Annotated in this window: 16 protein-coding genes; 11 read left to right on the top strand and 5 right to left on the bottom strand. The window is 72.6% G+C overall.

The annotated features are described in order from the left end of the window. Positions 1–38: 38 nt before the first annotated feature. Positions 39–1,208 (bottom strand): trypsin-like serine peptidase, encoded by a 1,170-nt coding sequence (locus AC069K_RS25300; RefSeq protein WP_478620140.1) that lies wholly within the window; start codon positions 1,206–1,208, stop codon positions 39–41. A gap of 209 nt (positions 1,209–1,417) precedes the next feature. Next, the gene (locus AC069K_RS25305) at positions 1,418–2,638 is read right to left on the bottom strand and encodes a trypsin-like serine peptidase (protein ID WP_365108700.1); all 1,221 of its coding nucleotides are present in this window, start codon (positions 2,636–2,638) and stop codon (positions 1,418–1,420) included. 396 nt (positions 2,639–3,034) lie between these two features. On the opposite strand from AC069K_RS25305, the gene AC069K_RS25310 reads away from it, so the two are divergent. From AC069K_RS25310 to AC069K_RS25330, 5 genes are all read left to right on the top strand, one after another. After that, positions 3,035–4,444: a diaminobutyrate--2-oxoglutarate transaminase family protein gene (locus tag AC069K_RS25310; protein ID WP_478620143.1), complete on the top strand. Its 1,410-nt coding sequence runs from the start codon at positions 3,035–3,037 to the stop codon at positions 4,442–4,444. A gap of 28 nt (positions 4,445–4,472) precedes the next feature. After that, entirely contained in the window at positions 4,473–6,407 is a 1,935-nt protein-coding gene (locus AC069K_RS25315) for an IucA/IucC family protein (RefSeq protein ID WP_478620145.1), read from the top strand. Between the two features lie 330 nt (positions 6,408–6,737). Next, entirely contained in the window at positions 6,738–7,442 is a 705-nt protein-coding gene (locus tag AC069K_RS25320) for a GNAT family N-acetyltransferase (protein WP_478620453.1), read from the top strand. A 190-nt stretch (positions 7,443–7,632) separates the two neighbouring features. Then, positions 7,633–9,390, top strand: a complete 1,758-nt coding sequence (locus AC069K_RS25325; protein WP_478620456.1) for an IucA/IucC family protein — start codon at positions 7,633–7,635, stop codon at positions 9,388–9,390. Between the two features lie 37 nt (positions 9,391–9,427). Continuing rightward, positions 9,428–11,422, top strand: a complete 1,995-nt coding sequence (locus AC069K_RS25330) for an ATP-dependent DNA helicase (protein WP_358833855.1) — start codon at positions 9,428–9,430, stop codon at positions 11,420–11,422. 168 nt (positions 11,423–11,590) lie between these two features. Here AC069K_RS25330 and lexA read toward each other — a convergent pair whose 3' ends face one another. Continuing rightward, positions 11,591–12,385 carry a transcriptional repressor LexA gene (gene lexA, locus AC069K_RS25335; protein WP_358833856.1) on the bottom strand — a complete coding sequence of 265 codons (795 nt, stop codon included), beginning with the start codon at positions 12,383–12,385 and terminating at the stop codon, positions 11,591–11,593. Between the two features lie 673 nt (positions 12,386–13,058). On the opposite strand from lexA, the gene nrdR reads away from it, so the two are divergent. After that, positions 13,059–13,580 (top strand): transcriptional regulator NrdR, encoded by a 522-nt coding sequence (gene nrdR / locus AC069K_RS25340; RefSeq protein ID WP_358833857.1) that lies wholly within the window; start codon positions 13,059–13,061, stop codon positions 13,578–13,580. Between the two features lie 142 nt (positions 13,581–13,722). After that, the gene (locus AC069K_RS25345) at positions 13,723–16,617 is read left to right on the top strand and encodes a vitamin B12-dependent ribonucleotide reductase (RefSeq protein WP_478620151.1); all 2,895 of its coding nucleotides are present in this window, start codon (positions 13,723–13,725) and stop codon (positions 16,615–16,617) included. Positions 16,618–16,750: 133 nt separating this feature from the next. Here AC069K_RS25345 and AC069K_RS25350 read toward each other — a convergent pair whose 3' ends face one another. Further along, positions 16,751–17,281, bottom strand: coding sequence for a TerD family protein (locus tag AC069K_RS25350; RefSeq protein ID WP_365108682.1), 531 nt, complete (start codon positions 17,279–17,281; stop codon positions 16,751–16,753). A gap of 124 nt (positions 17,282–17,405) precedes the next feature. On the opposite strand from AC069K_RS25350, the gene AC069K_RS25355 reads away from it, so the two are divergent. The 3 genes from AC069K_RS25355 (at position 17,406) to AC069K_RS25365 (ending at position 19,659) form a co-directional block, all read left to right on the top strand. Then, positions 17,406–18,011, top strand: coding sequence for a YdbC family protein (locus AC069K_RS25355; RefSeq protein ID WP_358837748.1), 606 nt, complete (start codon positions 17,406–17,408; stop codon positions 18,009–18,011). 64 nt (positions 18,012–18,075) lie between these two features. After that, positions 18,076–18,735 carry a histidine phosphatase family protein gene (locus tag AC069K_RS25360; RefSeq protein WP_358837747.1) on the top strand — a complete coding sequence of 220 codons (660 nt, stop codon included), beginning with the start codon at positions 18,076–18,078 and terminating at the stop codon, positions 18,733–18,735. 12 nt (positions 18,736–18,747) lie between these two features. Then, a complete protein-coding gene (locus AC069K_RS25365) occupies positions 18,748–19,659 on the top strand; it encodes an ADP-ribosylglycohydrolase family protein (RefSeq protein WP_478620154.1) in 912 nt (303 codons plus the stop codon). Between the two features lie 44 nt (positions 19,660–19,703). Here AC069K_RS25365 and AC069K_RS25370 read toward each other — a convergent pair whose 3' ends face one another. Further along, positions 19,704–21,260, bottom strand: coding sequence for an MFS transporter (locus AC069K_RS25370; RefSeq protein ID WP_478620157.1), 1,557 nt, complete (start codon positions 21,258–21,260; stop codon positions 19,704–19,706). Between the two features lie 223 nt (positions 21,261–21,483). Between AC069K_RS25370 and AC069K_RS25375 the strand changes: the two genes are divergently transcribed. Continuing rightward, complete coding sequence (locus AC069K_RS25375) at positions 21,484–22,119, top strand: TetR/AcrR family transcriptional regulator (protein WP_478620159.1); 636 nt, start codon at positions 21,484–21,486, stop codon at positions 22,117–22,119. Positions 22,120–22,223 lie beyond the last annotated feature (104 nt).

A 22,223-nucleotide genomic window follows, 5' to 3' on the forward strand; every position in this document is an offset into this window, starting at 1 on the left:
GCGGGCCTCGGCGTCGTCAGCCGTCGGGCGTCAGGGTGCTACCTGCCGCCGTACTTCCGGCTCATCTGCGTGAAGATCTGCCGGGCGCCGTCGCCCAGCTGCGGTCCGGCCAGCCAGCCCGAGGTGACCGGGCCGATCGAGGTGTTGGAGACCAGCTCCGCCTTGCCGCCGCTCCCCTTGACGAACCAGCCGCCGCCCGAGGAACCGCCGGTCATGGTGCAGCCGATGCGGTACATCGCGGGCGTCGCGGGCGCGATCGAGAGCCGGCCGGGGCGGTCGACGCACTTGAACATCTTGAGGCCGTCGTACGGCGGCGCCGCCGGGTAGCCCCAGGCGCCCATCGCGGAGACGGAGTGCGCGGCGGGCGTGGAGAAGTTGACGGTCAGCGCGTTGCCGACGGTCTCCTCCAGCGACTTGGTGCCGCGCTCGGGCTTCACGTGCAGCACGGCGTAGTCGTACGGGGCGCCGCTGCCGCCGGTGGGACCGCCGCCGTTGATCCACTCGCCGGAGGTGGAGGCCCAGTCGGCCCAGTACGCGCCGTAGGGGGCGATCTCCTGCGACTGGGCGGTGCGCAGCTGCGCGGCCGACCTGCCCTGGTCGTTGTAGGCCGGGACGAAGGCGATGTTGCGGTACCAGCCGCCCTGGGCGCCCGCGTGGACGCAGTGGCCGGCGGTCCACACGAGGTTCGACCTGCCCGGGTGGGCGGGGTCCTTCACGACCGTGCCCGAGCACACCATGGAGCCCTTGGGGGAGTCGAAGAAGACCTTGCCGACCGGGGCGGCGTAGTCGTGGTAGGGCAGGCTCTCGGCCTTGGCCCTGACCGGCCGGGGCTCCGGGTCGCTGATGCCGGGGTCGCCGTTGACGTCACCGGTGGCCATGGTCTTCTGCGGGTCCTTGGCGGACTTCATCCGCTCGGGCTTCCACAGTCCGGCGATGACCGGGTTGGCGAAGTCCTTGGCCTCGCGCAGCCAGGTGGACCTGTCCCAGTTCTTCCACTCGCCGTTCTTCCACTTGTCGAGGTCGACGCCGTGCTTCTTGAGGGCGCCGGCGACGTCGTCGGGAAGGCCCCGGCCGTCCTTGCCCGGGGCGGTGCTGGACGCGGACGGCTTGCCGTCCGCGCCGTCGTCGCCGGGGCCGCAGGCGGTGGCCGTCAGCGCGAGTGCCGCCGCGAGGCCGGTGGAGGCCAGCAGCGGACGTATGGATCGCATGGAAACGATTCCCCCTGAGATTGCTCGTACCGTGTTCTGCCGCTCATGCCGGGCGGCACGCCGGGAGAGCGTGCCGCCATGGGCATGTCATAAGGGCGACGGGGTCTTCCGGGACCGCCGTCGCGCGACCCCCCACTATGCCGTCGGCACGTGGGGGACTCGTACGCAGGTCCGGGAGCTCTCGTGGAGAGCTCCCGGACCCCGCGAGCCTAGCGGCCCGCGTACTTGGCGCTGACCGAGTCGTACACGCCCTTGGCCTCCGGGCCCAGGCGCGGACCCGCCAGCCAGCCGGCCGTCACCGGGCCGATGGAGGTGTTGGAGACCAGCGCGGGCTTGCCGTCGGCGCCCGCCGCGATCCAGCCGCCCCCGGAGGAGCCGCCGGTCATGGTGCAGCCCAGGCGGTACATCGTCGGGGCACCGGCGTCGAGCGAGAGCCGGCCCGGCTTGTCCTTGCACTGGTACAGCTTCTGGCCGTCGTACGGCGGCGCGGCCGGGTAGCCGTTCGCCGTCATGCTCGCGATCTTCGGCACGGCCGGGGCGTTGAAGTCCACCGGCAGGGCCGCGCCCACGGTCTCCTCCAGGGACTTGCCGCCCTTGTTCTTCTCGGGGGTGACGTGGAGCACCGCGAAGTCGTACGGCGCGCCCTGGCCGCCGGTCGGGCCGCCGCCCTGGATCCACTGCTGCGAGGTCTGCGCCCAGTCCGCCCAGAACACGCCGTACGGCGCTATCTGCTGACGGGTCGCCTTGCGCAGCTGCGCGAGCGACATGTCGGCGTTGTTGTACGAGGGGACGAACGCGATGTTGCGGTACCAGCCGCCCTTCGCGCCCGCGTGGACGCAGTGGCCCGCCGTCCACACCATGTTGGATTTGCCCGGGTGCGCCGGGTCCTTCACGACGGTCGCGGAGCAGACCATCGAGCCCTGGGGGCCGTCGAAGAAGAGCTTGCCGAGCTCCGGCAGGCTCTCGTGGTACGGAGCCTTCTGGGCCCGCGCCCTGACGGGCTTCGGGGTCGGGTCCGTCACGCCCTTGTCGCCCGAGATGTCGTTGGGGACGGGCTTCTGCGGGGGCTTCTCGGCCTTGCGCATCCGGTCCGGGTCCCACAGGTCCTGGATGATCGGGTTGACGAAGTCCCTGGCCTCACGCAGCCACTTGGACTTCTCCCAGTTCTTCCACTCGCCGTTCTTCCACTTGTCCGGGTCGATGCCGTGCTTCTTGAGCCGGTCCTTGATGTCGTCCGGGATCTGGAGGCCGTCGTCGCCGCTCGTCGCCGAGGCGGTCGGCTTGGCGTCGGCCTTGTCGTCGCCCGGACCGCACGCGGTGGCGGTCAGGGCCAGGGCGGCCGTGAGGCCGAGCGCGGCCAGCACCGGGGAGGTGCGCCGACGCGCGCCCTTCCCCCCACGTGCCGCGGAATTCGGACGTGTCGGTCGCATGTTCGTGATCCCCCTGGGACTTCGGTACTGAAAGTGCTGATGCGCGGTGCAGCCACCGTTGCTCCACCGCCTGCCGTTACTGAAGCGAACCGCCGGCCCTCTCGGAGCCGTCGGCCCACCCGCCCCGGCCGGAAACCACCGGCCGAAGCGCGGCCCCCACTATGCCGGTGCCGGTGGGGACGGTGTGCGGCAGGGCCGTGGTTCCGCTCCGCAAGGATCTTCACGGTCACCCGTGCTCCTCCGGCCCCGCCGTCGTTGGTACGTACGGGGGACAACGCGCCAGCCTTCAGCCCCGCCGTTCGCACCGGGCAACGGACGTGCCACGGAACCGTCACAGGCTCCCGGCACGGAGCTGGCACGCACAGCGCAGCGCCCACCGTGGGAGGACCAGAACTCGTGGCCGTGACCGAATCCGCGCCGGTGCCACCGTCGGCCGAGCTTCCGACCACATCGCCGCGGACCCCGCCCGCCCACGAGGGGATCCTGCGGCGGCAGTCCCTGCGCGAGTCGGCCGCCCGGACGTACGCCCGCTCGCTGCCGATCGTGCCGGTGCGCGCCCGCGGACTGACCATCGAGGGAGCCGACGGGCGGCGCTACCTCGACTGCCTCGCGGGCGCGGGCACCCTGGCCCTCGGCCACAACCACCCGGTCGTGCTCGAAGCCATCCGCAAGGTCCTCGACTCCGGCGCCCCGCTGCACGCGCTCGACCTGGCCACCCCGGTCAAGGACGCCTTCACCACCGAGCTGTTCACCACCCTGCCGCGCGCGCTGGCCGACCGCGCGCGGATCCAGTTCTGCAGCCCCGCCGGCACCGACGCGGTCGAGGCCGCGCTGAAACTGGTCCGCACCGCCACCGGCCGCGGCGGGCTGCTCGCCTTCACCGGGGCGTACCACGGCATGACGGCCGGCGCCCTCGACGCCTCCGGCGGCGCCTCCACCGCCCGGGTCACCCGGCTGCCCTACCCGCTCGACTACCGCTGTCCGTACGGCGTGGGCGGCGAGCGCGGCGCCGAGCTCGCCGCCCGCTGGACCGAGAGCCTGCTCGACGACCCCAAGGGCGGGGTGCCCGCCCCGGCCGCGATGATCGTCGAACCGGTGCAGGGGGAGGGCGGGGTGAACCCGGCGCCCGACTCCTGGATGCGCCGGATGCGGGAGATCACCGCCGCCCGCTCCATCCCCCTCATCGCCGACGAGGTGCAGACCGGCGTCGGGCGCACCGGCGCCTTCTGGGCCGTCGAGCACAGCGGGATCGTGCCCGACGTGATGGTCCTGTCCAAGGCCATCGGCGGCTCCCTGCCGCTCGCCGTGATCGTCTACCGCGACGACCTCGACCTCTGGGAGCCGGGCGCGCACGCGGGCACCTTCCGGGGCAACCAGCTCGCCATGGCCGCGGGCACCGCGACCCTCGCCTTCGTCCGCGAGAACCGGCTCGCCGAACGCGCCGCCCTGCTCGGCGCCCGGATGCTCGCCCGGCTCCAGGGCCTGGCCGCGGACCACCGCGGCATCGGGGACGTCCGCGGCCGGGGCCTGATGATCGGCGTCGAGCTCGTCGACCCCGAGCAGGAGGACCCCCGCACCGGCACTGCGGTCCCCGCGCCCGAACTGGCCACCGCCGTCCGGCGGGAGTGCCTGCGCCGCGGCCTCATCGTCGAGCTCGGCGGCCGCCACTCCAGCGTCGTCCGGCTGCTGCCTCCCCTCACCCTCACCGACGAACAGGCGGTCGCCGTCCTCGACCGGCTGGCCGACGCCCTCGCCGCCGCCGAGCGCGCCCCCCGCCACCGCCCCGACACCGGGCCCTCCCGCTGACCCGGCCCCCCACCCAAGGAAGCCCACCGTGAACCGCACCCCCGCGCCCGACGCGCCCGACGGCCCCGGCCGTCCCACCGCCCCCTGCGGCCCCCTCGTGGCAGAGACGGTGCCGCGCCAGAAGGCGGGGATCCACGGCGAGCGGCTGACGGCCGACGACCCGGCCCGGCCGGACCTCCACGGGGCCCGGGGGCACGAGCACCCGGAGGGGGAGCCGCTGGACCACCCGGACCCCGGAGCCGCCGCCGAGGCCGCGGCCGTCGAGAACCTGCTCCGCTGCTGGGTACGGGAGAACGACCTCGGCGCGCCCGGAGGACCCCTGCTGCGCATCCCGCTGCGCGCCAGCGGCACCGCCCTGCTGGTCCCCGTCCGGTACTGGTCCGCCACCGGCTGGCACCGCTTCGGCGCGCCGCAGCTGGAGGGCGCGCCGCACGGGGCCCCGGCCGTCGACGCCGTCACCGTCGCCGCCCTGATCAACCGCGAGTCGGGCCGTGGCGAGGGCGCCGACCTGGTGGGCCGCGTCGCCGACTCGGTGCGGCGCACCGCGGAGTTCATCGCCGAACGGCGCGGCGACCCGGGCCCCGCCGACGAGGCCGACCTCTTCCTCTCCGCCGAGCAGTCCCTCCTCCTCGGCCACCCCCTCCACCCCACCCCGAAGAGCCGCGAAGGCCTCTCCGACGCGGAACTGCGCTGCTACTCGCCGGAGTTGTACGGCTCCTTCCCGCTCCACTGGATGGCCGTCGACCGTACTGTCCTCGCCGCCGACTCCGCGTGGACCGACGGCGGCAGGCCCGCCACCGCCGAGGAGCTCACCGCCCGCTTCGCCGCCGGGCTCGCCGTCCCGGCGAACGCCGTGGCGCTGCCCCTGCACCCCTGGCAGGCCCGCGAGGTCACCCACCGGCCGGCCGTAGCCGAACTGCTCGACGCCGGGCTCCTGCGCGACCTCGGCCCGTACGGCGAACCCTGGCACCCCACCTCCTCCGTACGGACGGTGCACCGCCCCGGCGCCGACGCCATGCTCAAGCTCTCCCTCGGGCTGCGCATCACCAACTCCCGCCGGGAGAACCTCCGCAAGGAGCTCCACCGGGGCGTGGAGGTCCACCGGCTGCTGCGCTCCGGCCTCGCCGAGCAGTGGCAGGCCGTCCACCCCGGGTTCGACATCGTCCGCGACCCGGCCTGGCTCGCCGTCGACACCCCGGACGGCCGGCCGGTGCCCGGCCTCGACGTGGTGATCCGGCACAACCCCTTCGGCCCCAGCGACGACGCCGTCTGCATCGCGGCCCTGACCTCGCCGCGTCCGTTGCCCGGCCGCCCCGGGACCGCGATGCGCTCACGGCTCGCGGACCTCGTCGCCGGGCTCGCCGCCCGCACCGGCCGGCCGGCCCCGGCCGTGGCCGCCGAGTGGTTCCTGCGCTACCTCGACCAGGTCGTCCGCCCCGTGCTCTGGCTGGACGCCACGGCCGGGATCGCGCTGGAGGCCCACCAGCAGAACACCCTCGTCCTGCTCGACCCCGACGGCTGGCCCGTCGGCGGACGCTACCGCGACAACCAGGGCTACTACTTCCGCGAGTCCTTCCGGGACGCCCTGGAACACCGGCTGCCCGGGGTCGGCGCCACCAGCGACACCTTCGTCTCCGACGCCGTCACCGACGAGCGCTTCGCGTACTACCTCGGCATCAACAACGTCCTCGGGCTCGTCGGCGCCTTCGGCGCCCAGCGCCTCGCCGACGAGCGGGTGCTCCTCGCCGCCCTGCGGCAGTTCCTGACCCGGGCCACCGCGCTCGGCTCGCCGCTCCCCGCGCAGTTGCTGGACAGCCCGACCCTGCGCTGCAAGGCCAACCTCATGACCCGGCTGCACGGCCTCGACGAACTCGTCGGCCCCGTCGACACCCAGTCCGTGTACGTCACCATCGCCAACCCCCTCCACTCCACCGGAACCTCATCCCCCCACACCGCCGACTGACGAGAGAGGAGCGTCGCCGTGCCTCCCACCGATGCGAGCACCGACGCCGGAGCCGGTCCCACCCCCCAGCCCGGCGACGGCGAGGACACGCTGGACATGCGACTGCCGTATGAACTCGTCGCGCTGTTCGGGGAGTCGCGGGCGGACGTGAGCGGCGCGGTGGAGGCGGAGAGCGGCGGTGAGGGCGGTGGCGGGGGTAAGGGCGGCGCCCCCGAGGGGTGGGACGTTCGGGCCGAGGCCACGGAGGCCACCGAGGCCGCCGAGGCCGTGACCGCCGAAGCGCTGGACGGTGACCTCCTGGACGACGGGGGATGGGCGGCCGAGGGCGGGGTGGGCGAGGGCGAGGCCGTGGAACCCCTCGTCGCGTCTCCCGCCATCGCGAACCCGGCCATCCCCGTCCCCGCCTCCCCGCATCCCTTCACGTCACCCCTCGTCTCGCCCTTCGCCTCCCGCCCGCGCGGGGACGGCCTGCTCGACCGCCCGGAGGAGTGGGGACCGGTCACCACCCCCGTCGGCGTCTTCCACCTCGTTCCCGTCCGCGTCGAGCGGGACCTCCCCCTCCTGAGCGCCTGGATGAACGACCCGGCCGTGGCCGCCTTCTGGGAGCTGGCGGGGCCCGACTCCGTCACGGCGGCCCATCTGCGGTCCCAACTCGACGGCGACGGGCGGAGCGTGCCGTGCCTCGGTCTGCTCGACGGCGTCCCGATGAGCTACTGGGAGATCTACCGCGCCGATCTCGACCCGCTCGCCCGGCACTACCCGGCGCGTCCGCACGACACCGGCATCCACCTCCTCGTCGGTGGTGTCGCCGATCGCGGACGGGGCGTCGGGACCGCCCTGCTGCGGGCCGTCGCCGATCTCGTCCTCGACAACCGGCCGCTCTGCCCCCGTGTGGTCGCCGAGCCCGACCTGCGCAACACCCCGTCCGTCTCGGCGTTCCTGAGCGCCGGGTTCCGGTTCTCCGCGGAAGTCGACCTGCCGGACAAGCGGGCCGCCCTCATGGTCCGCGACCGCGTGCTCAGGAACCTGCTGTGAACCCGCCGCGAGCCGGCGGGCACCACCCGCTGTCCTCCATACCGTTCGAACCGCACCGGTTCCACCCCGAGGAGTCGCCTTGCCGAACCCGCTTGTCCCCGATGATTCCGACGAACGGGAGGACCTGCTCGTCCCGCCCGAGCTGAACCGCGACACCTGGGACCGCGCGGCCCGCCGCCTGCTCGCCAAGATGCTCGGGTCCTTCGCGTACGAAGGGATCATCGAGCCGGTCGCGCGCCGGGACGGCGGGGAGGGCCCCGGACCGGACGGACCCCGGGGGGCGGACGGCCCCCGGCGGGAACCCGGCAGCTACACCCAGCCCCTGGACGACGGCACCGCCCTCTCCTTCCGCGCCCGGCGCGGCGCGTACGACGACTGGCTCGTCGACGCCGACTCCGTCCACCACGACGGACGGCCCTTCACCGACCCGCTCGCCTTCCTCACGCGGGCCCGCCGCACCCTCGGACTCGACGGCGCCACCTTCGGCCACCTCGTCGGCGAGCTGACGGCCACCCTCGCCGCCGACACCCGCCTCGACCACACCGCCCTGTCCGCCGCCCGCCTCGCGGAGCTCGGGTACGCGGAGCTGGAGGGCCACCAGACCGGGCACCCCTGGCTCGTCCTGAACAAGGGCCGGGTCGGGTTCTCGGCGGCCGACGCCGCCCGCTGGGCCCCCGAGGCACGCCAGGCCGCGCCGCTGCCCTGGATCGCGGTCCGCACCGACCTCGCCCGCTACCGCGGCGTCACCGCCCTCGCCACCCCCGACCGGCTCTACGCCCGGGAGCTCGACCCCGAGGTCCGCGAGGCCTTCACCGCCGCGCTGCGCGCGCGGGGACTCGCCCCCGAGAAGTATCTGTACCTGCCCGTCCACCCCTGGCAGTGGGACGAGGTGGTCCTGCCGCTGTTCGCGCCGGCCGTCGCCGACGGCGCGATCGTCCCGCTGCCGGGCGACGCCGACCTGCGGCTCCCGCAGCAGTCCATCCGCACCTTCCTCAACACCTCGCGCCCCGAGCGGCACACCGTGAAGCTGCCGCTGTCCATCCTGAACACGCTCGTGTGGCGGGGCCTGCCGACCGAGCGCACGCTCGCCGCCCCCGCCGTCACGGCCTGGATGCAGGCCCTGTGCGACGCCGATCCGTTCCTGCGCGACGAGTGCGGGGTGATCCTGCTCGGAGAGGTGGCCTCCGTGGCGGTCGAGCACCCGCTGTACGACCACCTCGCCGAGGTCCCGTACCAGTACAAGGAGCTGCTCGGGGCGATCTGGCGCGAGCCGTTGCAGAGCCGGCTGGCGGGGGGCGAACGCGCGCGTACGCTCGCCTCGCTGCTCCACACCGACCCGCGCGGGCGCGCCTTCACCGCCGAGCTCGTCGCCCGCTCCGGCCTCGCCCCCCAGATCTGGCTGCGCCGGCTCTTCGGCGCGCTGCTGCCGCCGCTGCTGCGGTTCCTCTACCGCTACGGGACGGTCTTCTCCCCCCACGGCGAGAACGCGATCGTCGTCTTCGACCAGCACGACGTGCCCGTACGTCTGGCGATCAAGGACTTCGTGGACGACGTGAACGTCAGCGCGGAGCCGCTGCCCGAGCACGACTCCATGCCCGAGGACGTACGCGCCGTCCTGCTGACCGAGCCGCCGTCCTTCCTCACCCAGTTCATCCACTCCGGCCTCTTCGTCGGGGTATTCCGCTATCTCGCGCCGCTGTGCGAGGAGCAACTGGGCGTCACGCAGGACGACTTCTGGGCGCTGGTGCGGGAGGAGATCCTGCGCCACCAGGCCCGGTTCCCCGACCTCAAGGAGCGGTACGAGATGTTCGACCTGCTCACGCCCCGGATCGAGCGGCTCTGCCTCAACCGCAACCGGCTGCATCTGGACGGCTACCGGGACCGCCCCGAGCGCCCGCACGCGGCGGTCGCGGGCACCGTCCCGAACCCGCTCGCACCTCCGACGTGATCGGATTGTCAGTGGTGCCCCGTAGGGTGGTCGGGCTATGACGAAGCCATCTCTCCCCGAGCTCCTGCACGCCGCCGTCGCCGCCGTCGGCGGCCTGGAGCGCCCCGGCCAGGTCACCATGGCCACGGCCGTCGCCGACGCCATCGACAACGGCTCCCACCTGCTCGTCCAGGCGGGCACCGGCACCGGAAAGTCCCTGGGCTATCTGGTGCCGGCGCTGGCGCACGGCGAGCGCGTCGTGGTGGCCACGGCGACCCTGGCGCTCCAGCGGCAGCTCGTGGAGCGCGACCTTCCGCGTACGGTCGAGGCGCTGCATCCGCAGCTGCGCCGCCGCCCGGAGTTCGCCATGCTCAAGGGCCGCTCGAACTACCTCTGCCTCCACCGCCTCCACGAGGGCGTGCCGCAGGAGGAGGAGGACGGGCTCTTCGACCAGTTCGAGGCGGCGGCGCCCACCAGCAAGCTCGGCCAGGACCTGCTGCGGATGCGGGACTGGGCGGACGAGACGGAGACCGGCGACCGCGACGACCTGACGCCGGGCGTCTCGGACCGCGCCTGGGGCCAGGTGTCCGTCTCCTCCCGGGAGTGCCTGGGCGCCTCGAAGTGCGCTTACGGGGCGGAGTGCTTCGCGGAGCTGGCCCGCGAGCGCGCCAAGCTGTCGGACGTGGTGGTCACCAACCACGCCCTGCTCGCGATCGACGCGATCGAGGGCGCCCCGGTGCTCCCGCAGCACGAGGTGCTGATCGTCGACGAGGCGCACGAGCTGGTCTCCCGCGTCACCGGCGTCGCCACCGGGGAGCTCACCCCGGGGCAGGTCAACCGGGCGGTCCGGCGGGCCGCCAAGCTCGTCAACGAGAAGGCCGCCGACCAGCTCCAGAGCGCCGCCGAGGGCTTCGAGCGGCTGATGGAGCTCGCGCTGCCGGGCCGCCTGGAGGAGATCCCGGAGGACCTGGGGTACGCGCTGATGGCGCTGCGCGACGCCGCTCGTACGGTGATCTCGGCGCTCGGCTCCACCCGCGACAAGTCCGTCCAGGACGAGGACGCGGTCCGCAAGCAGGCCCTCGCGGCGGTCGAGAGCGTCCACGCGGTGGCGGAGCGGATCGCCAACGGCTCCGAGTACGACGTCGTCTGGTACGAGCGGCACGAGCCCCGCGGCGGAGCCGCCTACCGGCACAGTGGCGCCTCCCTGCGGGTCGCCCCGCTCTCCGTCTCGGGGCTGCTGCGGGAGAAGCTCTTCGCGGACCGCTCGGTGGTGCTCACCTCGGCGACGCTCAAGCTCGGCGGCGACTTCAACGGGGTGGGCGCCTCGCTGGGCCTGGCGCCGGAGGGCACCGAGGGCGAGGACGTGCCGCAGTGGAAGGGCATCGACGTCGGCTCGCCCTTCGACTACCCCAAGCAGGGCATCCTCTATGTCGCCCGCCATCTGGCGACGCCGGGCCGGGAGGGCTCGCGCGGCGACATGATGGACGAGCTCGCGGAGCTGGTGGAGGCGGCGGGGGGCCGCACCCTGGGCCTCTTCTCGTCGATGCGGGCCGCCCAGGCCGCCGCCGAGGAGCTGCGCGGCCGGCTGGACAAGCCGATCCTGCTCCAGGGCGAGGACACCCTGGGCGAGCTGATCAAGACGTTCGCGGGCGACCCGGAGACGTGTCTGTTCGGGACGCTCTCGCTGTGGCAGGGCGTGGACGTGCCGGGGGCGAGCTGCCAGCTGGTGGTCATGGACCGGATCCCGTTCCCCCGGCCCGACGATCCGCTGATGAGCGCCCGCCAGAAGGCGGTGGAGGAGAACGGCGGCAATGGCTTCATGGCGGTCGCCGCGACCCATGCGGCGCTGCTGATGGCCCAGGGCGCGGGCCGGCTGGTCCGGGCGATGGGGGACCGGGGCGTCGTCGCCGTACTGGACCCGAGGCTGGCCAACGCGCGGTACGGCAGCTATCTGCGGGCCTCGCTGCCCGACTTCTGGTACACCACGGACCGCAACCAGGTGCGGCGCTCGCTGGCCGCGATCGACGCGGTGGCGAAGGGGGAGGGGAAGTAGTTCTGCGGCCGCGGGTCGGCTGCGGCTGGGCGCGCGGTTCCCCGCGCCCCTGGGAAGCCGGGGCTGGGAAGCCGGGGCTCAGCCGGGCATCCCGGGGCTCGGCCGGGCAGAGCAGGGCCCCGGGACCGGCGCAGTGGGTCCCGGGGCCGGTCCTTGCCGGCGGGGTGGTCAGACCCGCCGCAGCACCGCCACCACCTTGCCGAGGATGGTCGCCTCGTCGCCGGGGATGGGCTGGTACGCGGAGTTGTGCGGGAGGAGCCAGATGTGGTTGTCCTCGCGCTTGAACCGCTTCACCGTGGCCTCGCCGTCCAGCATCGCGGCGACGATGTCGCCGTTCTCCGCGACGGGCTGGCGGCGGACGGTGACCCAGTCGCCGTCGCAGATCGCGGCCTCGATCATCGAGTCACCGACGACCTTGAGGACGAAGAGCTCGCCGTCGCCGACCAGCTGGCGGGGGAGGGGGAAGACGTCCTCCACCGACTCCTCGGCGAGGATGGGGCCACCGGCGGCGATCCGGCCGACGAGCGGCACATAGGAGGCCGCGGGCTTGCCGGTGGTGTCGGTCTGCTGGCTGCTGGGCTGGTCCGAGCCGCGCACCTCGTACGCCCGGGGGCGGTGGGGGTCGCGGCGGAGGAAGCCCTTGCGCTCCAGGGCCATGAGCTGGTGGGCGACCGACGACGTGCTGGAGAGACCCACCGCCTGACCGATCTCCCGCATCGACGGCGGGTATCCCCGGCGCTGGACGGAGTCGCGGATGACCTCGATGACCCGCCGCTGCCGGTCGGTGAGACCGGAGCTGTCCGCCCTGATGCCCGGAGGCCGCCCGGGCAGCGAGCGCGTGGACCGCGCGGGATCGCCGCCCTCCTGGTTCGTGACTGCGTCATTCATGGCATGCACCGGCTCAAGTCGGGTCTGGGAGCGGTCCTGGGCAGTGATGGTGGCACTGTCTGCGGTGGTGGTCACGTCGGCCCCTCTCGAAATGGTCTCCCTAGCTGGACAACGGTAGTAGCTTTCGAAAGGTTGCGCCAAACACACGTTCGAGTGAAAAATCGCAGAAAGCGTGACGCGACAATAAGGCCGGGTGTATGCGGGCGCTGCGGCCGGGGCCCGATCCCTGCCCGGGGCACCGGCATTTCGGGCGATTACGGTAACCTTCACCGCCGGGGCCGCACCCCCGGGGGCGCGCCGCACTCCACCGCCCGCAGTCCACCGGACACCGCCGGACCGTGCGTACGTACGACCGCGCCGCGACGGCCGGTGCCGGGCACCCAGTCTGCCATCCGGTCGCCCGGAAAAGCCGTCGGGCGCGCCCGGCGAGGACGTTCCGCCGGGTGCGCGGCCGGTCCGTCCCGGGTGCTCGCCGCCAGGTCGTCCGTCGCCCTCCGGGCCCGCGCGGACACGGGCCGGAACCGGCCTCCCGGGCGTTGTTCCCTGCGCGACCGATCCGCGACACGCGGTAGTGGACGCTTGTCGGCAAAACCCCAGATCTAGTGGTTGGATTGCCCCCGCCGCCCAGAAGTTGTGGTCGCTGGTCCTCCGGTCCGCGCCCATCGCCTATGCTGGTGGCTGCTTCGCCGGGGCCTGATCAGGCCTGACGAGGCTATTCAGTCGTGCTGCGAAGGAGGGTTGGAATCCAATGCACTGCCCCTTCTGCAGGCACCCCGACAGCCGTGTCGTCGACAGTCGGACGACCGACGACGGCACGTCGATCCGCAGGCGCCGCCAGTGCCCCGACTGCTCCCGTCGCTTCACGACGGTGGAGACGGCCTCGCTGATGGTCGTCAAGCGGTCGGGCGTCACCGAACCCTTCTCGCGCACCAAGGTCATCTCTGGCGTCCGCAAGGCGTGCCAGGGGCGGCCGGTCACCGAGGACGCCCTCGCCAAGCTCGGCCAGCGGGTCGAGGAGGCGGTGCGCGCCACCGGTAGCGCCGAGCTGACCACCCACGACGTGGGTCTGGCCATACTCGGCCCCTTGCAGGAGCTCGACCTCGTCGCGTACCTGCGCTTCGCGTCCGTGTACCGGGCGTTCGACACCCTTGAGGACTTCGAGGCCGCCATCGCGGAACTCCGCGAACAACGGCCTCCCGCGGACGACGCGGACGCGCGCGTGGCAGGAGCGGCCCCCGCGGTCCCCGTGCCCGCCACCGCCGCCGACTGACCGGCGCACCCCGGTCGCCGGACGGCGGCAATCCAGGACCTGTCACGGGCGCTCTGCGCGGCGTCCGGGACACAAGACACACACCGTGCCACGGGAACATTCGGGCACTTCTGGGCGTTTTCGCCCGCGTATGGGAGGCGGCATGACAGAGACGGCGAGCGGCCCGGCACGAGGATCCCGCACCAAGGGTTCCAAGACGGCCAAGGGTCTGCGTATCGAGCGCATCCACACCACCCCCGGCGTGCACCCGTACGACGAGGTGACCTGGGAGCGTCGTGACGTCGTCATGACCAACTGGCGCGACGGCTCGATCAACTTCGAGCAGCGTGGCGTCGAGTTCCCCGACTTCTGGTCGGTGAACGCGGTCAACATCGTCACCAGCAAGTACTTCCGCGGGGCCGTCGGCACCCCGCAGCGCGAGACCGGTCTCAAGCAGCTCATCGACCGGATCGTGAAGACGTACCGCAAGGCCGGCGAGGACTACGGCTACTTCACCTCGCCCGCGGACGCCGAGATCTTCGAGCACGAGCTGGCGTACGCCCTCCTGCACCAGATCTTCAGCTTCAACAGCCCCGTCTGGTTCAACGTGGGCACCCCGCAGCCCCAGCAGGTCTCCGCCTGCTTCATCCTGTCCGTCGACGACTCCATGGAGTCGATCCTCGACTGGTACAAGGAAGAGGGCATGATCTTCAAGGGCGGCTCCGGCGCCGGCCTGAACCTCTCCCGTATCCGCTCCTCCAAGGAACTGCTCTCCTCCGGCGGCAACGCCTCGGGCCCGGTCTCCTTCATGCGCGGTGCCGACGCCTCCGCCGGCACCATCAAGTCGGGCGGCGCCACCCGCCGCGCGGCCAAGATGGTCATCCTCGACGTCGACCACCCCGACATCGAGAACTTCATCGAGACCAAGGTGAAGGAGGAGGAGAAGATCCGCGCGCTGCGCGACGCGGGCTTCGACATGGACCTGGGCGGCGACGACATCACGTCCGTCCAGTACCAGAACGCCAACAACTCCGTCCGCGTGAACGACGAGTTCATGAAGGCGGTCGAGACCGGCGGCAAGTTCGGGCTGCGCGCCCGGATGACCGGTGACGTCATCGAGGAGGTCGACGCCAAGTCGCTCTTCCGCAAGATGGCCGAGGCCGCCTGGGCCTGCGCCGACCCGGGCATCCAGTACGACGACACCATCAACCACTGGCACACCTGCCCGGAGTCCGGCCGCATCAACGGCTCGAACCCGTGCAGCGAGTACATGCACCTGGACAACACGTCCTGCAACCTCGCCTCGCTGAACCTCATGAAGTTCCTCAAGGACGACGGCCAGGGCCACCAGTCCTTCGAGGTCGAGCGGTTCGCGAAGGTCGTCGAGCTGGTCATCACCGCGATGGACATCTCGATCTGCTTCGCCGACTTCCCCACCCAGAAGATCGGCGAGAACACCCGCGCCTTCCGCCAGCTGGGCATCGGCTACGCCAACCTCGGCGCCCTGCTGATGGCCACCGGCCACGCGTACGACTCCGACGGCGGCCGCGCCCTCGCCGGCGCGATCACCTCGCTGATGACCGGCACCTCGTACAAGCGCTCCGCGGAGCTCGCCGCCGTCGTCGGCGCCTACGACGGCTACGCCCGCAACGCCGAGCCGCACCAGCGCGTCATGAAGCAGCACGCCGACGCCAACACCAAGGCCGTCCGCGTGGACGACCTGGACTCCCCGATCTGGGCCGCCGCCACGGAGGCCTGGCAGGACGTGGTCCGCCTCGGCGAGAAGAACGGCTTCCGCAACGCCCAGGCGTCGGTCATCGCCCCGACCGGCACCATCGGTCTCGCGATGTCCTGCGACACCACCGGCCTGGAGCCCGACCTCGCGCTGGTCAAGTTCAAGAAGCTGGTCGGCGGCGGCTCGATGCAGATCGTCAACGGCACGGTGCCGCAGGCGCTGCGCCGCCTCGGCTACCAGCCGGAGCAGATCGAGGCGATCGTCGCCCACATCGCCGAGCACGGCAACGTGATCGACGCCCCGGGCCTGAAGACCGAGCACTACGAGGTCTTCGACTGCGCCATGGGTGAGCGTTCCATCTCCGCGATGGGCCACGTCCGCATGATGGCGGCCATCCAGCCGTGGATCTCGGGCGCGCTCTCCAAGACGGTCAACCTGCCGGAGACGGCGACCGTCGAGGACGTCGAGGAGGTCTACTTCGAGGCGTGGAAGATGGGCGTCAAGGCGCTCGCGATCTACCGCGACAACTGCAAGGTCGGCCAGCCCCTCTCCGCCAAGAAGAAGGAGACGGAGAAGGCCGAGGTCACCGCGAAGACCGAGGAGACCATCCGCGCGGCGGTCGAGAAGGTCGTCGAGTACCGCCCGGTCCGCAAGCGCCTCCCGAAGGGCCGTCCGGGCATCACCACCTCCTTCACGGTCGGTGGCGCCGAGGGCTACATGACGGCGAACTCCTACCCCGACGACGGTCTGGGCGAGGTCTTCCTGAAGATGTCCAAGCAGGGCTCGACCCTCGCGGGCATGATGGACGCCTTCTCGATCGCCGTCTCGGTGGGCCTGCAGTACGGCGTTCCGCTGGAGACCTACGTCTCGAAGTTCACCAACATGCGGTTCGAGCCGGCGGGTATGACCGACGACCCGGACGTGCGGATGGCGCAGTCGATCGTCGACTACATCTTCCGCCGCCTGGCGCTGGACTTCCTGCCCTTCGAGACCCGCTCGGCCCTCGGCATCCACTCCGCCGAGGAGCGTCAGCGCCACCTGGAGACCGGTTCGTACGAGCCGACCCTGGAGGACGAGGACGTGGACGTCGAGGGGCTGGCCCAGTCCGCCCCCCGTCAGACGGAGACGCTGAAGGCCGTCGCCGCGCCGAAGCCGGCCGTCGTCGAGCCCGCGAAGGCCGTGCACAACTCGGCGGAGCTCGTCGAGATGCAGCTCGGCGTCAGCGCCGACGCGCCGCTCTGCTTCTCCTGCGGCACCAAGATGCAGCGGGCCGGCTCCTGCTACATCTGCGAGGGCTGCGGCTCGACCAGCGGTTGCAGCTGACCGCGGGCGCTCCTGGTGTGAGCGCTCCCGGGGCCGAGTAGGCCCTGCCCCGTGGGGACCGGCGAACCGCCGGTCCCCACAGGGGTGTCCGGGGGTGGAACAGCCCCCGAGGGCCCGGCCGGGTACGGGGGAGTCAGACGGCCCGCGCGCCCATCGCGGCGGTGAACTCGTCCGGCTCCAGGTCGAAGCCGCGCACCCCCGGGTTCAGCCGCCAGGCGCCGCCCGGGGTCCGGACGAACTCCGCGACCGTCGCGGCCGTGCAGTGCGCCACGGTGGAGAAGTCGTCCCGCGCCAGCTGGGTGTAGCCCTCGCGGATGTGCACCTCGGGGTTGGCCACGTCACCGAAGACCAGCCGGTCCGGGCGCTGCTGGATGACCACGCCGACCACGATCCGGCCGTGCGCCTCCGGCTGGCGGGCGAACTCCACCGTCACCGCCTCGTCGTCCCCGAAGCCCTTTCCGGTGGTGCTGTCGCGGCTCATGTAGACCGTGCCGTCGGGCGAGCGGCTGTCGAAGTGCACCAGATAGGCGGGGCTGCCGTAGGGATCGGACGCGAGGTAGACCGCGGCGATCAGATCGAGGTCGTGGGCCGGGGCGCCGGCCGGGCTCGGGTCCCACCGCAGTGCCACCTCGACCTTGCCGAGTCCCTTGCTGAATCCGCTCATCCCCAAACCCCTCCCCATGGCGGCCCGTTGGCGACCGCTCTGTGACCATGCTGCCACGCGCGCGCCGCCCACCGGTCCGCCGGAGTGGGACCGAGGGCGGGTGCGTCGGCCGTACGATGGCGCCGTGCTGGTCAAGTGGATTCGCTGCACGGTGGTCGACCGTCCCGGCTTCGACCGGGGGCAGCGGAAGTGGGCGGGACTGCTGGGGGAGCCGGGATTCAGGGGCCAGGGCGGCGGGTGGAGCAGAGGGCGGCCCGATGTGGCGCACGTCTTCACGTTCTGGGAGAGCCGCGCCTTCTACGACTCCTTCATGGCGCGCGCCCACGACCGGCTCGCGGCCGCGCAGTCCGGCACGTACAGGAACCCGCGCGCCAAGCTGTTCGACCACCGCTTCGACGTGAAGACCGGCTTCGAGCCGCGCTTCACCGACGCCGACGTGGTGCGGGTGGCGCACTGCCGGGTGCACGCCGACCGCGTGGAGCACTTCGCCTCGGCCCAGGAGCGGATCTGGAACCCGGCGATGGCCGGGTCGCCGGGGATGCTGCGCGGGGTGTTCGGCGAGGCCCCGGGGCACGAGTTCCTCGTTCTGTCCATGTGGCGGTCGGCGGCCGAGCACGGCAAGTACCGGGCCGACCGGGTGGAGCGGCTCACGCTGCGGGCGGGCACGGCGGCCGACGTGTCGGGCCTGTCGGGGGCCGTCGTCGACCTGAACCCCAGCTGGACGGTGTGAGCGATACGCCGGATGGCGGCCGGACGGATGCTCGGACGCCGGACCGGCGATCTAGGGTTGACGCATGGCAAGACCGCGTCGCATCGTCCTCGTCCGGCACGGCGAGTCGGAGGGGAACGCCGATGACACCGTGTACGAACGCGAGCCCGACCACGCGCTGCGGCTCACCGAGGCCGGGCGGCGCCAGGCCCGCGCGACCGGGGAGCGGCTGCGGGAGACGTTCGGGCGCGAGCGCGTCAGCGTCTACGTCTCGCCCTACCGGCGCACCCACGAGACGTTCCGGGAGTTCGGCCTCGACCCGGAGCTCGTGCGGATCAGGGAGGAGCCGAGGCTGCGCGAGCAGGACTGGGGGAACTGGCAGGACCGCGACGACGTACGCCTGCAGAAGGCCTACCGGGACGCCTACGGCCACTTCTTCTACCGCTTCGCGCAGGGCGAGTCGGGGGCGGACGTGTACGACCGGGTGGGGTCGTTCCTGGAGAGCCTGCACCGCAGCTTCGAGGCGCCGGACCATCCGCCGAACGTCCTGCTCGTCACCCACGGCCTGACCATGCGGCTGTTCTGCATGCGCTGGTTCCACTGGACGGTCGCGGACTTCGAGTCGCTGTCCAACCCCGGCAACGCGGAGACCAGGACGCTGCTCCTGGGCCCGGACGGGCGGTACACGCTGGACCGGCAGTTCGAGCGGTGGCGCGTCCCCGAGCCGTACGGCATCACCGGATAGAGTGGGTGTGCGATGACCGCTGACTCCACACTCGACTCACGCTTCGAACGCGCGCTGGCCAGCCTGCGCGGGCTGGCGGTGGGAGACGCCCTGGGTTCCCAGTTCTTCGTCCCCGCGCACTACCCGCTGCTCAAACGGCGCGAGCTGCCCGCAGGTCCCTGGCAGTGGACCGACGACACCGAGATGGCCTGCTCGGTCCTGGCCGTCCTGGCCGTCCACGGCCGTATCGACCAGGACCGCCTCGCCCGCTCCTTCGCCGAGCACCACGACTTCGACCGGGGGTACGGCCCGGCCGTCAACCGGATGCTGCGGCTGATCCGGGAGGGCGGGGACTGGCGGGAGCTGGCCGCCGCGCTCTTCAACGGGCAGGGCTCGTGGGGCAACGGCTCCGCGATGCGGATCGCCCCGCTGGGCGCCTGGTACGCGGACGATCCCGAGCAGGCGACCCACCAGGCCGAGATCTCCTCGTACACCACCCACCAGCACCGCGAGGCCGTGGTGGGCTCGATGGCGGTCGCGGCCGCCGCCGCGCTGGCCGCCGATCCGGCGGGCCCGCCGACCCCGGCGGCGCTGCTGGACGGGGTCGTCGCGCTGGTGCCGCGCAGCGCGGTCGGCGCGGGGCTGCGGCGGGCGCGGGACATGCTGGACTACGGGGACCCGGCCACGGTCGCCGCGGTGCTCGGGTGCGGACGGCGGACCAGCGCGCACGACACGGTGCCGTTCGCGCTTTGGTCGGCGGCGCGGGGGCTCGGCGACTACGAGACGGCGTTCTGGACGACCGCGCAGGTGGGCGGAGACGTCGACACCACCTGCGCGATCGTCGGCGGAGTGATCGCGGGGGCCGCGGGCGGGGCTCCCCCGGCCGAGTGGCTGGCGCGGACCGAGGAGCTGCCGGAGTGGGTTCCGGCGACCGCCTCGGCCTGAGCCGGGCCGTCGCCGGGGGACAGCGCCGGGAACGGCCGGCTCCGTCAGCCCGCCGGCACGCCCGCCTTGCCGCTCAGCGCCTCCAGATCGCTCCTGCGGACCTGGATGACGAAGAGGGCGACCAGCGCGGCGAGCGCCACCAGCGCCACGGCGGCGATGAAGGCCGTGCCGATGCCGTGGGCGAGGACCTCGTCGCTCCAGGGCGCGGGCAGCTGGTGGGTCCTGGCGAAGGCCGCCTTCTGCTCCGGTGAGCCGTGCGCGAGGAAGTCCTTGAGCTGGGTTTTGCCCTCGTTCCGGCTGGCGGTGCCGAAGACCGTGGTCAGGATGGACAGGCCCAGCGCGCCGCCGACCTGCTGGGTCGTGTTGAGCAGGCCGGACGCGGCTCCCGACTCGCTGTCGGCGATGCCGGAGACCGCGGTGAGGGTGAGGGTGACGAAGTTGAGGCCCATGCCGAAGCCGAAGAGCAGCAGCGGGCCGATGATGCCGCCCGTGTAGGTGCTGTCCGGGTCGATGAGGGTCAGCCAGGCCATGGCGCCCGCGGTGATCAGTGAACCGGTGACCACGATCGGCTTGGGGCCGACGCGCGGCAGCAGATTCGTGGCGAGCCCGGCCGCGAGCACGATGGCCAGGGTCGAGGGGAAGAAGGCGACACCGGCCTTGACCGGGCTGTAGTGCAGCACGTTCTGCACGAAGAGCACGATGAAGAAGAACATCCCGAACATGGCCGCGGCGAGGCTCAGCATGATCACGTACGTACCGGAGCGGTTGCGGTCGGCGAACATCCGCAGCGGGGTGATCGGCTGCGGGGAGCGCCGCTCCACCGCGACGAAGGCCAGCAGCAGGACGACGGCGGCGCCGAAGGACGCCAGGGTGAGGCCGTCGCGCCAGCCTTCGCCCGCGGCGCGGATGAACCCGTAGACCAGCGCGGCCATGCCACCGGTCGAGGTGAACGCGCCGGCCAGGTCGAAGGTGCCGGGGTGGCGCTCGGACTCCCGGATGCAGCGGGGGGCCAGCGCGGCGATGACCAGGCCGATGGGGACGTTGACGAAGAGCACCCAGCGCCAGTTGAGCCAGTCCGTGAGCATGCCGCCCGCGATCAGGCCGATGGCGCCGCCGCCCGCCGAGACGGCCGAGAAGACGCCGAACGCGCGGTTGCGCTCGGGGCCTTCGGGGAACGTCGTCGCGATCAGGGCGAGCGAGGTGGGGGAGGCGATCGCGCCGCCGACGCCCTGGAGGGCGCGGGCGGCGAGCAGCTGCCACGGTTCCTGGGCGAAGCCGCCGAGCAGCGAGGCGAGGGTGAAGACGAGGATGCCGGTGATGAACATCCGGCGCCGCCCGAGCAGGTCGCCGGCCCGGCCCCCGAGCAGCAGCAGTCCGCCGAAGGTCAGCGCGTAGGCGTTGATGACCCAGGTCAGGTCGCTGGTGGAGAAGCCGAGGGAGGTCTGGATGTGGGGGAGGGCGATGTTCACGATCGTCGCGTCCAGGACGACCATCAGCTGGCACATCGCGATGACCGCGAGGGCGACGCCGCGGCGGTCGGGGCGCGGGGGCTGGGCGTGGGCGTCGGTGCCGGGCTTCGCTTCTATCTGATCTGACGTCATAAAGGGTCCCCTCAAGACGTACTAGGAAACGCCACCGTTCACTAGGGAGAGCGTAGCGAGCGCCGAAGAGTGAACACAAGCGTTCTCTAAGGGAGTTGGCGCTGGCGGCCGGGTCGGCCGGGAGCCCTCGTACGGGGGGTCCTGGCCAAGGCCGCTCCTGGTCAAACCGCCGACGGGCGACCACCATAGGGAGGCGGACCCCGTCCCCAACGGAGAGAAGACGATGGCTACTTCGCGCCCGGCCACCGCCGACGAGGCCCCGCCACGGCCGCGGGTCTCCCCGCGCCGCCGGGGTCCCGTGCTGGAGCGGGCGATCCTCGACGCGGCCCTGGAGCAGCTGAGCACGGTCGGCTGGAACGCCCTGACCATGGAGGGGGTGGCCGCCGGGGCGCAGACCGGGAAGGCCGCGGTGTACCGGCGCTGGTCCTCCAAGGAGGAGCTGGTGGCCGACGCGCTGCGGTCCGGGCTCCCCGATCTGGACCGCGCCGACGACCACGGCTCGGTGCGCGAGGACCTCTACCAGCTCTGCCTCCGGCTGCGGGAGGCGATGTACTCGCGGTCCGGTTTCGCGCTGCGCTCGGTGCTTTACGAATGCGACGCCGCCAGCGCCGACCGGTTCCACGGGCTGGTCCTGCGGCGCCTGGTGGAGCCCGCCCAGCGGCTCTTCCGGGAGGCCGTCCAGCGGGGGATCGAGCGGGGCGACGTCCGGCCGGACGCCCGCCCCGACGTGATCTTCGACATCATCCCCGGGCTGATGATGTTCCGCGCGAAGGTACGCGGAAGCGAATGGCCCGACGAGGCGGTCGCGGAGATGATCGATCACGTGCTGGTGCCGCTGCTGCGGGTGCGGAGGGCCTGACGGGGGCGTCGGGCTTACGGGTCCGGGGTTGCCGGCTGCGCGGACCCGGGGTGCGGAACGTGCGGGTCCGGGGTTGCCGGCTGCGCGGACCCGGGGTGCGGAAC

The sequence above is a fragment of the Streptomyces sp. NPDC043908 genome, from assembly GCF_056435525.1.

Excerpts from the sequence above, each read along its gene's own strand:
- AC069K_RS25300 (WP_478620140.1), bottom strand. The coding sequence starts at position 1,208 with ATGCGATCCATACGTCCGCTGCTGGCCTCCACCGGCCTCGCGGCGGCA.
- AC069K_RS25305 (WP_365108700.1), bottom strand. The coding sequence starts at position 2,638 with ATGCGACCGACACGTCCGAATTCCGCGGCACGTGGGGGGAAGGGCGCG.
- AC069K_RS25325 (WP_478620456.1), top strand. The coding sequence starts at position 7,633 with ATGCTCGGGTCCTTCGCGTACGAAGGGATCATCGAGCCGGTCGCGCGC.
- AC069K_RS25330 (WP_358833855.1), top strand. The coding sequence starts at position 9,428 with ATGACGAAGCCATCTCTCCCCGAGCTCCTGCACGCCGCCGTCGCCGCC.
- nrdR (WP_358833857.1), top strand. The coding sequence starts at position 13,059 with ATGCACTGCCCCTTCTGCAGGCACCCCGACAGCCGTGTCGTCGACAGT.
- AC069K_RS25345 (WP_478620151.1), top strand. The coding sequence starts at position 13,723 with ATGACAGAGACGGCGAGCGGCCCGGCACGAGGATCCCGCACCAAGGGT.
- AC069K_RS25350 (WP_365108682.1), bottom strand. The coding sequence starts at position 17,281 with ATGAGCGGATTCAGCAAGGGACTCGGCAAGGTCGAGGTGGCACTGCGG.
- AC069K_RS25360 (WP_358837747.1), top strand. The coding sequence starts at position 18,076 with ATGGCAAGACCGCGTCGCATCGTCCTCGTCCGGCACGGCGAGTCGGAG.
- AC069K_RS25365 (WP_478620154.1), top strand. The coding sequence starts at position 18,748 with ATGACCGCTGACTCCACACTCGACTCACGCTTCGAACGCGCGCTGGCC.
- AC069K_RS25370 (WP_478620157.1), bottom strand. The coding sequence starts at position 21,260 with ATGACGTCAGATCAGATAGAAGCGAAGCCCGGCACCGACGCCCACGCC.
- AC069K_RS25375 (WP_478620159.1), top strand. The coding sequence starts at position 21,484 with ATGGCTACTTCGCGCCCGGCCACCGCCGACGAGGCCCCGCCACGGCCG.